Source organism: Providencia sp. PROV200 (genome assembly GCF_049901995.1).
Lineage (GTDB): Bacteria > Pseudomonadota > Gammaproteobacteria > Enterobacterales > Enterobacteriaceae > Providencia > Providencia rettgeri_E.
On sequence record NZ_CP096307.1, the window covers coordinates 1212410 to 1226509 of the forward strand.

A 14100-nucleotide genomic window follows, 5' to 3' on the forward strand; every position below is an offset into this window, starting at 1 on the left:
CCAATGAGCGTGTTTATCGATTTTGACCAGTCAGTTTATCCATTCCCAGCAAAACCAGCACGATTAAGCTCGGATGAAAGCGCTTTTTATCGGCAGAAGATTAAGTCGCTTTTGGTTGAGAAAAATGCGGTAATCGTTGCACACTACTATACCGACCCTGAAATTCAAGCATTAGCTGAAGAAACGGGAGGCTGCGTTGCAGACTCTCTGGAAATGGCGCGTTTTGGGGCTAAACATTCAGCATCTACATTAGTTGTTGCTGGAGTGAAATTTATGGGCGAAACCGCAAAAATTCTCAGCCCAGAAAAGCAAGTATTAATGCCAACATTAGAAGCCCAATGTTCTCTGGATATAGGCTGTCCTGAAGAGGCGTTTATTCGTTTTTGTGATGAGCACCCTGATAGGACTGTTGTGGTGTATGCGAATACATCAGCAGCAGTAAAAGCGCGGGCTGATTGGGTAGTGACATCCAGTATTGCTGTTGAGTTAATCGAGCACCTTGACAGCTTGGGTGAAAAAATCATTTGGGCACCAGACCGTCATCTTGGGCGTTATGTTCAACAGCAAACAGGTGCTGATATTCTTTGTTGGGAAGGGGCTTGTATTGTTCATGATGAGTTTAAAACCCAATCATTAGAAAAAATGAAAGCGTTGTACCCCGAAGCTGCGGTATTGGTTCACCCTGAGTCACCACAAGCGATTGTCGACCTTGCGGATGCGGTGGGTTCTACAAGCCAGTTAATTAAAGCCGCACAAAATTTACCTAACCCATCGATGATAGTGGCGACGGATAAAGGTATTTTTTACAAAATGCAGCAAGCTTGCCCGGATAAGACGCTTTACATCGCTCCGACAGCGGGTGAGGGCGCAACATGTCGAACTTGTGCACATTGCCCTTGGATGGCAATGAATGGCTTAAAAGCGATTGCTGAAGCTTTAGAAGGGAGTGCCCAAGGCCACCAAATTCAAGTTAGTGAAATATTACGAGAAAAAGCATTACGGCCATTAAATAAGATGCTAGATTTCGCAGAGAGTCTAAAATAATAAAATACCCTTTAAATGAAGTACTGAGCAATACAAGATTAACGATCACTTATAAAGGATTTTGGGATGGATTTCTTTAGTACAGCCAATACGTTAGTGCAGATCCCACTCTGGGGTTCAGTTTATGATTTGTCTTACATTGAAGCGGTGGGGACGGTTGCTGGTTTACTTTGTATTTTGCTTGCTAGCTTAGAAAAAACGATTAATTACCTGTTTGGGCTAATTAATGTTTCTCTCTTCGCAGTTATTTTTTTTCAAATTCAGCTGTATGCAAACTTATTGCTACAAATATTTTTCTTCGTTGCCAATATCTATGGTTGGTATGCATGGAGCAGAGTCTCCAGTTCGCAACAAGCAGAGCTAAAAATTCGTTGGTTAAGCTTACCAAAGGCCGCTATCACACTCGTTATTTCAGTCATCGCTATTATTTATCTGACATTTAATATTGATGCGGTATTTGGTGTGCTGGCGAGATGGGCTGTCGAGTTATTAAACCTATTTGGTGCCAACCTTGCGATGCCTACGATAGAACCTGACGCATTCCCATTCTGGGATTCAGCAATGACCATTCTTTCTGTTGTCGCAATGATTTTAATGACGCGTAAGTATGTTGAAAACTGGTTATTGTGGGTCATTATTAACGTCATCAGTATTGTGATTTTCTTTATTCAAGGCGTTTATGCCATGTCATTAGAATACTTAATTTTATTAGGTATCGCCCTAAATGGCTCTAGACTTTGGATAAAATCAGCAAAAGAAAACGGCTCTTTGCCTATTTCCCGTACTTAGAGAGAAAAAATCGACTAAAACAGCGAAAGTGACATTATCGTCATTTAGCTGTTTTAGCTATTATTTGCTCTGTAAAATGCTATTCTTGCTGACTTATTGTGCTGAATTTCAACATTTCACCTCATTTTATAATTGGCGACTAATAAACTCCTGGTTTTATCGTGCGCTTGGCTGTTTACAGATGTCTGTTGAACGGTTAGATTAAAATTTCGATGCTAATTATCTTTTATCCTTTGGGTACAGCGAAGAAACTCAGCTGTCTACTCTGCGCTTTGTTCGAGCGAAACTAACGTGGATAAATTTGGCATGTAAATCAACTACAGTAAAAAATAATAAACATTGGATATACGGGTATGAATTATCAGAACGATGACGTCAGAATAAAACAAATTAAAGAATTATTACCACCAATTGCTCTGCTCGAAAAATTTCCAGCAACCGACAAAGCTGCGTTTACCGTTCATGAAGCACGCCTGGCAATCCACAATATTTTAGCCGGTAAAGATGACCGTTTAGTGGTCGTCATTGGCCCTTGTTCAATTCATGATACTAAAGCGGCTTTAGAATATGCTGAGCGCTTGGGTAAATTACGTGAGGAATTAAAAGGCTCATTGGAAATCGTGATGCGGGTGTATTTTGAAAAGCCGCGCACAACAGTAGGCTGGAAAGGGCTAATTAATGATCCTAAAATGGATTGTAGCTTTGATATTAACGAAGGTTTACGTATTGCTCGTGAATTATTGCTGACAATCAATAACCAAGGCTTACCAACTGCGGGTGAGTTCTTAGATGTCATCAGCCCACAATACGTGGCAGATTTGATGAGTTGGGGGGCAATCGGTGCTCGAACCACTGAATCACAAATTCACCGTGAGCTAGCGTCTGGTTTATCTTGCCCTGTTGGTTTTAAAAATGGTACAGATGGCACAATTAAAATTGCCATTGATGCAATTAACTCTGCGCGTTCAGCCCACTGTTTCTTGTCAGTGACCAAGTGGGGACACTCTGCGATAGTGAACACCAGCGGAAACCCAGATTGCCATATTATTTTACGTGGTGGTAAAGAACCAAATTACAGTGCTAAGCACGTGAAAGAAGTCCGTGAAGGGCTAGAGAAAGCAGGGCTTGTGCCTAGCATCATGATTGATTTTAGCCATGCGAATAGCTGTAAAAAATTCGAAAAACAAATGGAAGTAGCAACGGATGTTAGCGAGCAAATTAGCCAAGGCGACCGCTCGATTACAGGAATTATGATTGAAAGTAATCTTATTGAAGGTAACCAAAACCTCGAATCTGATGAGCCACTCGTTTACGGTAAAAGCGTGACGGATGCGTGTATTGGTTGGAGTGATACTGAAAAAGTATTACGTCAATTATCGGATGCAGTAATTGCCCGCCGTAATAAATAATTTAATAATAATAAATATATCAAGCCAGATATTTTAATATCTGGCTTTTTTTATATATATACAGCACGATGGAGTTTTATATTTTTTATTATACAAAAAATAAATTAGTTTTTTATTCTAAGCTGCATTATTATTTTTTTGTCATTTTTATTAATGGTATTCTTTAAAGTTAGTTAAGTTTTAATATAAAGGAGTATATAAAATGGTATTAACTGATAAATCAAGAATTAATTATGAAATCAATCTTAGAGTACTTTCTGCTAAGCTGAAGAAAGATGCTGAAATAATGCAAGAAAGTATTATGAACGCTAGGGAAGAGCTAGAGGAAGACACGAAAAAACTGATTAATGATTTGGATGTTAGCATTGCAGCTGGCTGGGGAAGTGAGAAAGATAGAATAGATTCATTTAAATATGCTGATTCGTTAAATGAATATCTAAACAAAAGAGCTAGTGAATATAAGGATAATATTAAGTTATCTGAGTTAATAGATGAGTACATTGAAAACCCAGATAAAAGAACGGCTATCTTAGCGAAAATCCGTCCTCTTGCGGAAAAGGTGAGTCAATTAAATGATGCACCCATTTTGTCTCGAAATGATTATCCAACAATGGATTCAGCAATTTGGTACGACTTGAAAGCAAATATCTCTAGACCTAGATTAAATAATGACTTCAAGTATGAAGTTGAAAACATATTTAATTTAATGAATGCAGAAATAGATTACAATAACGATTATATTTCTAATAATATTTATAGCTATATGGAAGATATTCGATATATTCGTGAAGGGATTTCTTGTATGGAGGCATCTATTTTAGAGTATGAGGCAGATTATGCAGCGGCGGAGAATTTATTTCACAGTGTTGAATATTATAATGATTTCATATCAAGTTTAAAAAATGAAGTTAAAGAAAATAAAAGAATAGTTTCTATTATTAATGAAGCTATTAAAGAATATGGAGTTGAAAATCCAAATAGTACAATTCATTTAAGTGGGAACAGTGGTTTTTCTCCAGTGGATATTTTAGGGGAATGGACCGTTTCATTCATCGATAACAACTTTATTAGTATAGGATCTCCAAGTGAAGTGAATATTATTAACCTTACTCCACCTGCACTGCCTAGTATACCTTACGCATATTAATCATAATGGCTGCAGGCTTGTAAGCCAGCAGCCATTTTATCAACCAGTTACTGATTTTGGGGAATTTGGCGAAGGAAGGTATCCAATTTTGTTTTTTCTTCCGGTGTTGCATTCGCTGGTGTTGCCGTTAATTGTAGTACTCCATTATCGGTCTGAACATCAAAGTGTACTTTACCTTTCTCGCCTTTAACATATTTCACCTCTTTTAATGGAATACGATAGCAGTAGGCAAAAATATTTGGGCGAATATAGAAATAGGAATCTTTAGTCGCTAAATAGACACCATCACTCGCTTTTTTGCCAAAGTAACCAAGAAAAATGGTGAAAACAAAGAGGAACATCCCCAAACTTTGGCTCAATATAATAAAAGTGACACTGATTAAACCAAGTGCAACGACTAAAATACGGTTATTGCGTTTGTTAAACTCAACGCGTTGGTCAAATTGAACATTTAAAGAGGTATCAAATTGGGTTAACTGGTGATAACGCCAACGGATCGCAGAGAAAATCATGCCCATGGTAAACACAATGGTGATTGGCATTAATGCGAGGCTACTTAATACGGCAAGAACAATGGATAACCTAGGTTTATAAGTCATCACCATCATACTAATAATTTGTACTGGAAAACTGACACAAGCAATGATCATTAAGGTTTTCATCAGTTCGGCATTAGCAGCACCATTTGAACCATCAACGACGAGTTCACCGCCTTGGATCATATATAACAGAGAACCTAATATACTGGCACTAAGTACAAGACCAACCCAAACATACATATTAAATTTATTCATTTTACTGTTTTATCAACCTTTCAATCTGTTTTCCCTATGATAATCGGTTATTGTGATTTCTTACACCTTGAGTTAATGAATTTTGTGGGAAAGGAAGATAATCATAACAAAAAAGGGCTAAGCTTTCGCTTAACCCTCTATTGATAATAACCGTAAGTGCTTACTTCGCTTTACCTTGGTTTGCTACAGCAGCTTGTTTAGCTGCGATTTCATCTTGGTTACCTAAATAGTAACGTTTGATTGGTTTCATGTTTTCATCGAATTCATAAACCATTGGAACCGCAGTTGGGATATTCAGGTTTAGAATTTCATCTTCACCCATGTTATCTAAATATTTAACTAAGGCGCGTAAAGAGTTACCGTGAGCTGCAATGATGACTTTTTCACCGCTAGCAACGCGAGGTTTAATCACTTCTTCCCAATAAGGGATAACACGTTCGATCGTAGTTGCTAAGCTTTCAGTGACAGGTAGCTCTTTTTCTGACAGTTTCGCATAGCGAGGGTCATGGCCAGGGAAACGCTCATCATCTTTAGTCAATTCAGGAGGGGTGATGGCAAAACCACGACGCCATAATTTAACTTGTTCGTCACCGTATTTTGCCGCAGTTTCTGATTTGTCCAAACCTTGCAGTGCACCGTAATGGCGTTCATTCAGTTTCCAGCTTTTTTCAACAGGCAACCATTGTTGTTCAACTTGATCAAGGATATTCCATAAAGTATGGATAGCGCGTTTCAGAACGGAAGTATAAGCAAAATCAAAAACAAAACCTTCGTCTTTTAGCAGTTGGCCTGCAATTTTTGCTTCTTCGCGGCCTTTATCAGACAGTTCTACATCAGTCCAACCGGTGAAGCGGTTCTCTTTGTTCCACTCACTTTCACCGTGTCTTACTAAAACCAGTTTAGTTACAGCCATAGCTAAAACTCCTATCAGTACACTCAAATTAAAAATGAATTATTGCTGACCTACATTATAGGGATAGTCAACTCGAACGCCAGTAGCAACTTACGTTTTATCTAAACCAAATCAAAAAAGTCACGATCAAAGAAACTTTCATGTGAAACTCAGTTTAAAATTCGTTGACTTGCCTTTTTATTGACTCATCACCATTTTTACAGGATAAGTAAAAAATAACAGATGCCCCAAATTTAACCCGAAGTGAATCGATACAGCAAGCCATAATTTACCGCTCCACATCCAAGCTAGGCCATAAATCAAACCCGCTAACGTAGCGAAAAGAATTAGCAACGGCCCACCTGCAAAATGCACGGCGCCAAATAATAGCGAAGCAATCACTAATGCGAGGTATGGGGATTTAAACCAAAGGGTTAAACGTTGCTGAAAATAACCTCGAAATAGTGCTTCTTCCGCTAAGGAAACAAAAAATAGATTACAGAGCACAAAAGCAGGTAACCAACTTGGAAAATGCCATTCAAAGGCTAATCCACCGGCGGCTGTCGCAATCAGTAATAAAAGTGGCACAGAAACAACCAGCAGAGCCCACTGAACTTTAGTTGCATGTTTGGCTGGCCGGCAAACAAATAATGTGGGTAAGCAGGCGAGTAAAATAAAAGGAACCAGTGCTTTATCAAAATTAAAATACATTGTGAAAGGAGCACTATGTTCCCCTACGGTAACTTTATCGAGATATCTCAGGTTATTAAACCCAGGGAATAAGTGAATAAATAACCCAATCGTACATGTTAGTAAGGTGATTTCACTGATAATTTTGATGGATAGATAGTGTTGGAAACGCAAACGAATAATGGCAATTATTGTAATACAAATCAATAACAGAATTGCTTGCCAATCAATAAGCTGTGTAAGTGCTGCGGTAATAATTGTGCAGACGAGTAAAAAAAGTGCAATTAAACGATGTGTTGCAAGCGCTGTGAGTGAAGAGGCTAACATTAACCAAGCCATAAAAATACCCATTAAGATGCCTAAATTATTAGAAGGGGCGCAGTGTAATGGTTTTGTGTGAACTTTCTAATTTAAAATAATCAAAAAAGTGACAAATCAAATAAAATCAATTAATTGTAAACATGTGATTTCGTCGCTATCTATTAAACAGTAGATTGAATTTGCCAATAGTTTTATCGTATCTATTGGCAAATAAGTTAAAAATTAAAGTTCTTCAATATCGTAACGGTATGTCCCATTGTCAGGGACAAAAGTGAGCCGATGTGTAATACAAGCAGGAGCGTCTTCTTGATGATGGCTGACAAACAAGAGCTGTGTGTTACCTTGGCTTAGCATGACATCAATAAACCGCAGAACTAACAACCTATTAAGGCCATCGAGCCCTTGCAATGGCTCATCTAAAATTAGCATGGCAGGGTGTTTAACCAGAGCTCTGGCTATTAGAACTAAGCGCTGTTGCCCCCACGAAAGACTGTGGAAAGGGTTCTGAGCTATTTGCGTTGAAAAACCTAACAAAGCTAACCATTCATACGCTAATTGGATTTGGCGGTCGGAAGGGGTTTGGTACAAGCCAATAGAATCATGAAAACCGGAAATAATCACATTGAGTACGCTGGTTGCGACACGGTATTCTTGGTGAATGCTATTGCTGACGTAACCAATATGACGCTTGATATCCCATATGGTTTCTCCTGTTCCACGACGGTGACCAAATAAGGTTAAGTCATTACTATAACCTTGAGGGTGATCCCCTGTGATCAGGCTCAGTAACGTTGATTTTCCAGCCCCATTTTCACCGATAATTTGCCAGTGTTCGTTTGGGTTTACCTGCCAATTTAAACCGTGCAATATCGGTTTGTCATTGTAGCTAACAGTTCCATTTTTCAAAATAATACGAGGTGTCGTGTCATCCAGTTTTTCGTCTGTGGTGGGGTCCTCTGTTTCAGGGATGGAAAGCCGCTTAATTTTCTCGCTGTGTTGTAATTGCGTTATTAGCGTGTTAGCGAGTACTGACTCTCTATCTCCTGCCATGGTTAACTTGCAGTCAGCGACGACACCGATGTTTTCAATAAAGTCTGGGAGCTCATCGAAGCGGTTTAGAACTAATATTAAAGTTAAGCCTTTTTCAGACAAACTGGATAGCAGCTCGCTAAGATGGCCTCTGGAATAGACATCTAGACCATCAAATGGCTCATCGAGGATCAGTAGGTCAGGGTTGCCCATTAATGTTTGGCATAATAGTACCTTGCGTGTTTCTCCTGTGGATAGGTATTTAAACCGACGAGACAACAAGTCACTGATACCGAAGCGAGCGGCAAGCTCGAGGCAATATTCATTGTCTTTATGGTTAAATTGGATGATTTCAGCGGCGGTATACCCTGTGTCATCTTCATCATCACTGAGCAGATCAGTGTTATTGCGCTGCCACTCTTCATTGATGATTTTTTGTAATTGTTCAAATGATAGACGAACCGGAGAGGTGAATGTATTTTTTACTACGCCAGAAAGTGGTGGGAGCTCATTGGAAAGTACCCGAGAAAGTGAGGATTTACCGCTACCATTGGCACCAATAAACGCCCAATTTTCCCCTTTTTCGATATTAAGTTGTTGAATGTCTAAAGTTTGTATTTCACTGAGCTTAAAGTTGCCATGTTGTATTGTTATTGTGCCCATCAAGCTTCCTTATCATGATTATTTACCGAGTCATCTATCACAAATAATCAGGATTGAAGCTAAAGTCAACAACAGAACGATATGATAAGGAAAAAAGGTGAATGCTTACTTACTTTTATTGTAAGTAAGCAAGGCAAACTAACAAAGTGTGGCAACAATTACTTGGTCCGCATTGAATAATGCGGTAACGCTATTATTCACTTTCAACGATTGATTATCAATTTCACTGTTTGGCATGGTTGAACATAATGTTTCACCACCTGTGAGTGTCACAATCACTTCACTGTTCTCATCACCCCGCTCTAAGGTGGTAATTTTCCCTTCAAGATGGTTATCAAAGCCTGTTGGGTTAGGCTGTTTAGTAATTTTGACCCAAGGTGCTTTAATTAATGCGAGCACTTCTTTACCTTCCGTTAACCCTAAACGGTTAGCACTCTGCTCTGTTAGTGCGGCATTAATCACCGTACTGTTATCTGACAAGCGAATTTGCACATGTTGCTGAACTTGCATGTGGTCGCGTGCAATTAAAGTCCCAAAAAACTGGTTGCGGGCACTAGTTTGCAGTGAAAAACGCGAAATAGCTGCTAATAAGCTGTCTAAAGGGAGATTATCTTCTTTGAGTACATCAAAGGCTTTTTGCTGAATTTGTGCTAGTAGATCATATAGTTGAAGTAATCGCTCACCATAGTGAGTGAGTGTTGTACCGCCACCGCCTTTACCCCCAGTTGCACGGTCAACAAGGATATCATCAGTAAGCTGATTCATTTCATTGATGGCATCCCAAGCACTTTTATAGCTGATCCCTGCAAGTTTGGCACCTTGGCTGATTGACCCTGTCGCTTTAATTTGTTTTAGTAGCGCGATACGGCGAGGATCAGCAAATAAACTGCCCTGTAGTTTCAATGTGAGTAAAATTTCGGCCTGCATAAATTCCTCCCTTCCGGTGTGGCTGGTGATGACAGACGTAAAAAGCACGTTTAGTATGTCGTTAGTATAATATTTTGTCTAAAATAGTCTCCATTATAACGTAATTGTGCGTTATTATTTTGATTTGATTTATACTCAATATATTGAGAGTCAAGTTTTCCCTCGTCAGCGTATCTTGTAGGCTGGTGGGTACAGTATCACTGAAGAGGTTTTTTCCTATGTTTGAACTAATTAAAAGTTTGGGTTTTGCCCTGATGATGGTTCCTGTCGTGATGTTTTTGATCATGGGCTTGATTTATGGTCTTGGTGCGTTCTTTAACTTACTGTCTAAAGCGCACGTACCTCATCATCACAATACTGAGAATAAGTAACGTTTAGCGAATACTATTCGAATTAATTATAGACCCCTTGATGGTAAATGCTGTCAGGGGGTTTTTCATATAGCAGTGGGCATTATAATGATAGATATTTGCTATCATGGTAATTTGAATATAGCTGTCTGCGGTTTTGAATATTAAACTCTTTTTGTTCAGCCATCGTCTTTTTTATAAAATTTTCTTGAAATTCTTTTAATGTATCATAAGGATCTTGCTGATTATTTTCAGTGAGTTGCTTAATAGCTTCAACAACAAATAATCCACATCCGTTAGGGACTTGTTGTTGGATATTCCCTTCAATATAGGTTATATCTTTTTCTATGATACCTGCCTTTTCTGCGGCTTTTGCTATTTCATTAGTAATTTCAAGGCTGACATTTTGGTATGAATTAAAGACGACACATTTCATATCTTGCTTATGTTCTGGCTGATAGAACACAGCTAAGATCCAATGATTATCATTGATATTGATAGGAAATAACTCACATTTATCTAATGTTTTGTTATTTAAAATTTTTTGTTCAATTACATCGGCTAATAAATTGTAGCCATTTTGCATAAGTCCTATTGAGCAATTGATGGTCATGTTTGATGGCAACGTTGGGTTATTTTTATTGCTTGCATCAATCTCATCACTTGTTGTCATCCTGTTATTATCCCAAAGAGTGGATCCCTTGGGTTCATTTTTCATCAATAGTTTTGTTAAACTAATTTTATCAATAACTTTTTCTATTGCAGATCCGACAATATAGAGGAGTTTAGAAGGGGTCGTTAGTTTCGAGTCTGTTAGGTGTTTTTTGATTTTTGTATTAAGGTGTAATTGATATAATTTTTTGCTCGTTTCTTGTATTTCTTTATCTATACCTTTCTTTGCGGGCAGCTTTCCACTAAATAAATCAAACAGAATATTTTCTGCTTTTCTTCCTTCGCTGTCGTGCCGTAGAGCGATATTGTGTAGTAAATCAATGCTCTCTAAGTTCCCATTACCCGCTGATTCTGCTAAAGAATCTAACGTTTCAGGTGCTATTTTTTTATCAAACAACCCATTAAATTGTTCGACTGTTAACTCGGCCATAAGATGAGTAGTTAGTTTTGCTGGAAGCATCACCATATCATTACCTTTGCTATGTGGTTTATAAAAATGGAATGAAATACTGAAATGTGCACAATTTGTGCCGATAAAGTTACAAAGGATATAAATTGTTCTCTATATAAAAACGATTTTACGGGTAGGGAATTTTTCATCATTCGTGAGATTTTAGAGATAAGATGCAACAAAATTGCATCATTTCTTGCGCCAGCACACTTTTATCACGAGTTTGACTTTAAGTTATCGCTGTGTCCTGTTATATATAACGTGTCGATAAATACTAGGGTAGATAAAAATGAAAAAAGGTTTGGTATCACTTCTTGCTGGCGCAACATTGACGTTAACGATGGCTAGCAATAGCTTTGCAGCTGATAAAATTACGGTTTTTGCAGCGGCTTCTTTGACAAATGCATTGAACGAAATTTCAGAGCAGTATAAGAAAGACACAAAAGTTGACGTTGTTGCTTCTTATGCGTCTTCTTCAACATTAGCGCGTCAAATTGAGCAAGGTGCACCCGCTAACTTGTTCATTTCTGCTGATCAGCAATGGATGGATTACGCTATCGATAAAAAGTTGATGGTGGAAGATACGCGCTATACATTATTAGGTAATGAGTTGGTGCTAATCGCACCGAAAGATGCAAAAATCGATAAAGTTGAAATTAATAAACAAACGGACTGGAAAAAACTGTTAGACGGTGGCCGTTTAGCTGTTGGTGACCCTGACCACGTTCCAGTTGGTATCTATGCAAAAGAGGCATTAAGCAACTTAGGTGCATGGGAAACGGTTAATCCACTATTAGCACGTACAAATAACGTGCGTAGCGGTATGGCATTAGTTGAACGCCAAGAAGCCCCTTTAGGGATTGTTTATGGTTCTGATGCCGTGGCAAGTCAAAAAGTGAAGGTTGTTGGTATTTTCCCAGCGGATACTCATAAACCTGTTGAATACCCAATGGCGATTGTTAAAGATCAAGATAACCAAGCAACGCGTGATTATTATGAATACTTAAAAACTCCAGCGGCTTCAGAAGTATTCAAACGCTACGGTTTTGAACCTCGTACTCAATAAACGTTAAGAGAGCATTTTTTTGCAGATGTTAAGTCCTTATGAATGGGAAGCGATTTACCTAAGCCTAAAAGTATCCAGTGTGGCAGTCATTTTTAGTTTGCCATTAGGTATTTTAGTAGCATGGGTGCTAGTTCGCTGTAATTTTCCTGGAAAAACACTGCTCGATAGTATTATCCATCTACCACTGGTGCTGCCGCCAGTGGTCGTGGGTTATTTACTGTTGATCAGTATGGGTAAACGCGGTTTTATCGGTGAGTGGTTATATAACTGGTTTGGCTTTAGTTTTACTTTTAGTTGGCGTGGTGCTGCACTTGCATCTGCGGTGGTTGCATTTCCACTGATGGTGCGTGCTATCCGTCTAGCGCTTGAGGCTGTTGACCAAAAATTAGAACTAGCCGCGAGGACACTAGGCGCAACACCGCTACGTGTCTTTTTTACGATCACTATTCCGCTTTCTCTTCCCGGTATTATTGTCGGAACGGTATTAGCATTTGCACGCTCACTGGGTGAATTTGGTGCAACAATCACGTTTGTATCGAATATACCTGGTGAAACACAAACCATCCCATTAGCGATGTACACCTTAATTGAAACGCCGGGAGCTGAGGTAGACGCGGCACGCTTATGTGTGATCGCAATTATTTTAGCCTTGATTTCATTATTGATTTCAGAGTGGCTCACCCGTTGGGGTAAAAAGCGTTTGGGGGTGGCTTAGCATGTTAGAACTCGATTTTTCTCAAAAACTAGGGGACTTACAGCTTGAAGTCACAACACAATTGCCAACGGAAAGTATTACCGCGGTTTTTGGGCTTTCAGGTGCAGGTAAAACCTCGCTTATCAATGTGATAGGTGGGTTAACAAAACCCAATACAGGGCGCGTTGTTTTAAATGGTCGCACATTGGTGGATATCGAAAAAGGCATTTGTTTACCGCCTGAGCAGCGCCATATCGGCTATGTATTTCAAGATGCACGGTTATTTCCTCATTATCGAGTGAAAAACAATTTGCGTTATGGCATGTCCCCCGTAATGAAAGACCGCTTTGATGATATTGTGGGCTTACTTGGTATAGAAAAACTGCTCAATCGTTATCCCATCACACTATCTGGCGGTGAAAAACAGCGTGTCGCTATTGGGCGAGCGCTATTGACAGCCCCTGAGATTTTGCTGATGGATGAGCCGTTAGCCTCTTTAGATTTACCTCGAAAACGCGAATTATTGCCCTACCTAGAGAAACTGTCCCAAGACGTTAAAATCCCCATTTTGTATGTCAGTCATAGCTTGGATGAGATTTTACGTCTGGCTGACAAAGTCATTGTGATGGCGCAAGGAAAAGTTAAAGCGTTTGGCGCCTTGGAAGAGGTTTGGGCAAGTAGTGCATTGCGCCCTTGGTTACAGCAAGAAACACTGAGCAGTGTGGTCAGTGCAACCGTACATAGTCAGCACCCTGATTATGAGATGACCGCCGTGACTGTTGGTCATCAAAAACTGTGGATCCCTCGAGTTGACGCACAACAAGGCACTAACGTTCGGATACGTATTGATGCATCGGATGTATCTTTGGTACTCGAAAAGCCACAAGTGAGCAGCATTCGCAATATTTTAGCCGCAGAAGTAGTTGAATGGATTGAAGATGCTGAACAAGTGGATGTGAAACTCGATTTAGGCGAAGAACATTATTTATGGGCGCGGATCACTCGCTGGGCAAGGGATGAGCTTTCTATTCGCAAAGGGCGTAAAGTCTACGCGCAGGTGAAGGCGGTGTCGCTTTCTCGCCACCTCTAAATCCCCGTTATAGCTCATGCTACCGCGTTGTTGGCTACATTCAGCTGTAGTATAAACTACCTCGAGGGTTAA

At 39.4% G+C, this 14100-nt stretch carries 14 protein-coding genes; 8 read left to right on the forward strand and 6 right to left on the reverse strand.

The window, feature by feature from the left end; genetic code table 11:
* Positions 1-3 precede the first annotated feature (3 nt).
* The 4 genes from nadA (at position 4) to M1E86_RS05400 (ending at position 4389) form a co-directional block, all read left to right on the forward strand.
* Positions 4-1044 carry a quinolinate synthase NadA gene (nadA, locus tag M1E86_RS05385; RefSeq protein WP_125893434.1) on the forward strand — a complete coding sequence of 347 codons (1041 nt, stop codon included), beginning with the start codon at positions 4-6 and terminating at the stop codon, positions 1042-1044.
* 66 nt (positions 1045-1110) lie between these two features.
* The gene (pnuC, locus tag M1E86_RS05390; RefSeq protein ID WP_213913433.1) at positions 1111-1833 is read left to right on the forward strand and encodes a nicotinamide riboside transporter PnuC; all 723 of its coding nucleotides are present in this window, start codon (positions 1111-1113) and stop codon (positions 1831-1833) included.
* Positions 1834-2186: 353 nt separating this feature from the next.
* Complete coding sequence (aroG, locus tag M1E86_RS05395) at positions 2187-3242, forward strand: 3-deoxy-7-phosphoheptulonate synthase AroG (RefSeq protein ID WP_213913434.1); 1056 nt, start codon at positions 2187-2189, stop codon at positions 3240-3242.
* A 202-nt stretch (positions 3243-3444) separates the two neighbouring features.
* Complete coding sequence (locus tag M1E86_RS05400; protein ID WP_213913435.1) at positions 3445-4389, forward strand: hypothetical protein; 945 nt, start codon at positions 3445-3447, stop codon at positions 4387-4389.
* 47 nt (positions 4390-4436) lie between these two features.
* Here the strand turns inward: M1E86_RS05400 and M1E86_RS05405 are convergent, their stop codons facing one another.
* From M1E86_RS05405 to modE, 5 genes are all read right to left on the reverse strand, one after another.
* Positions 4437-5183, reverse strand: a complete 747-nt coding sequence (locus tag M1E86_RS05405; RefSeq protein WP_213913436.1) for a hypothetical protein — start codon at positions 5181-5183, stop codon at positions 4437-4439.
* A 160-nt stretch (positions 5184-5343) separates the two neighbouring features.
* Complete coding sequence (gene gpmA / locus M1E86_RS05410; protein WP_125893426.1) at positions 5344-6096, reverse strand: 2,3-diphosphoglycerate-dependent phosphoglycerate mutase; 753 nt, start codon at positions 6094-6096, stop codon at positions 5344-5346.
* Between the two features lie 177 nt (positions 6097-6273).
* Positions 6274-7104, reverse strand: a complete 831-nt coding sequence (locus M1E86_RS05415; RefSeq protein ID WP_125893424.1) for a CPBP family intramembrane glutamic endopeptidase — start codon at positions 7102-7104, stop codon at positions 6274-6276.
* 204 nt (positions 7105-7308) lie between these two features.
* Positions 7309-8778: a molybdate ABC transporter ATP-binding protein ModF gene (modF, locus tag M1E86_RS05420; RefSeq protein WP_213913437.1), complete on the reverse strand. Its 1470-nt coding sequence runs from the start codon at positions 8776-8778 to the stop codon at positions 7309-7311.
* A 138-nt stretch (positions 8779-8916) separates the two neighbouring features.
* Positions 8917-9705, reverse strand: coding sequence for a molybdenum-dependent transcriptional regulator (modE, locus tag M1E86_RS05425; RefSeq protein ID WP_213913438.1), 789 nt, complete (start codon positions 9703-9705; stop codon positions 8917-8919).
* Between the two features lie 218 nt (positions 9706-9923).
* Here modE and M1E86_RS05430 point away from each other — a divergent pair, with 218 nt between their 5' ends.
* The gene (locus M1E86_RS05430; RefSeq protein WP_004909125.1) at positions 9924-10076 is read left to right on the forward strand and encodes an AcrZ family multidrug efflux pump-associated protein; all 153 of its coding nucleotides are present in this window, start codon (positions 9924-9926) and stop codon (positions 10074-10076) included.
* Positions 10077-10158: 82 nt separating this feature from the next.
* On the opposite strand, the gene M1E86_RS05435 is transcribed toward M1E86_RS05430, so the two are convergent.
* Positions 10159-11193, reverse strand: a complete 1035-nt coding sequence (locus M1E86_RS05435) for an ElaD/SseL family deubiquitinase (RefSeq protein WP_213913439.1) — start codon at positions 11191-11193, stop codon at positions 10159-10161.
* A 274-nt stretch (positions 11194-11467) separates the two neighbouring features.
* Here M1E86_RS05435 and modA point away from each other — a divergent pair, with 274 nt between their 5' ends.
* From modA to modC, 3 genes are read left to right on the forward strand one after another with little or no spacing between them, the layout of a single operon-like run.
* Positions 11468-12244, forward strand: a complete 777-nt coding sequence (modA, locus tag M1E86_RS05440) for a molybdate ABC transporter substrate-binding protein (protein WP_420793951.1) — start codon at positions 11468-11470, stop codon at positions 12242-12244.
* 25 nt (positions 12245-12269) lie between these two features.
* On the forward strand, positions 12270-12959 hold the full coding sequence (gene modB / locus M1E86_RS05445; RefSeq protein ID WP_004256724.1) for a molybdate ABC transporter permease subunit: 690 nt from the start codon (positions 12270-12272) through the stop codon (positions 12957-12959).
* Between the two features lies 1 nt (position 12960).
* Positions 12961-14028, forward strand: a complete 1068-nt coding sequence (gene modC / locus M1E86_RS05450; protein WP_213913440.1) for a molybdenum ABC transporter ATP-binding protein ModC — start codon at positions 12961-12963, stop codon at positions 14026-14028.
* The last annotated feature ends 72 nt before the right edge of the window (positions 14029-14100 follow it).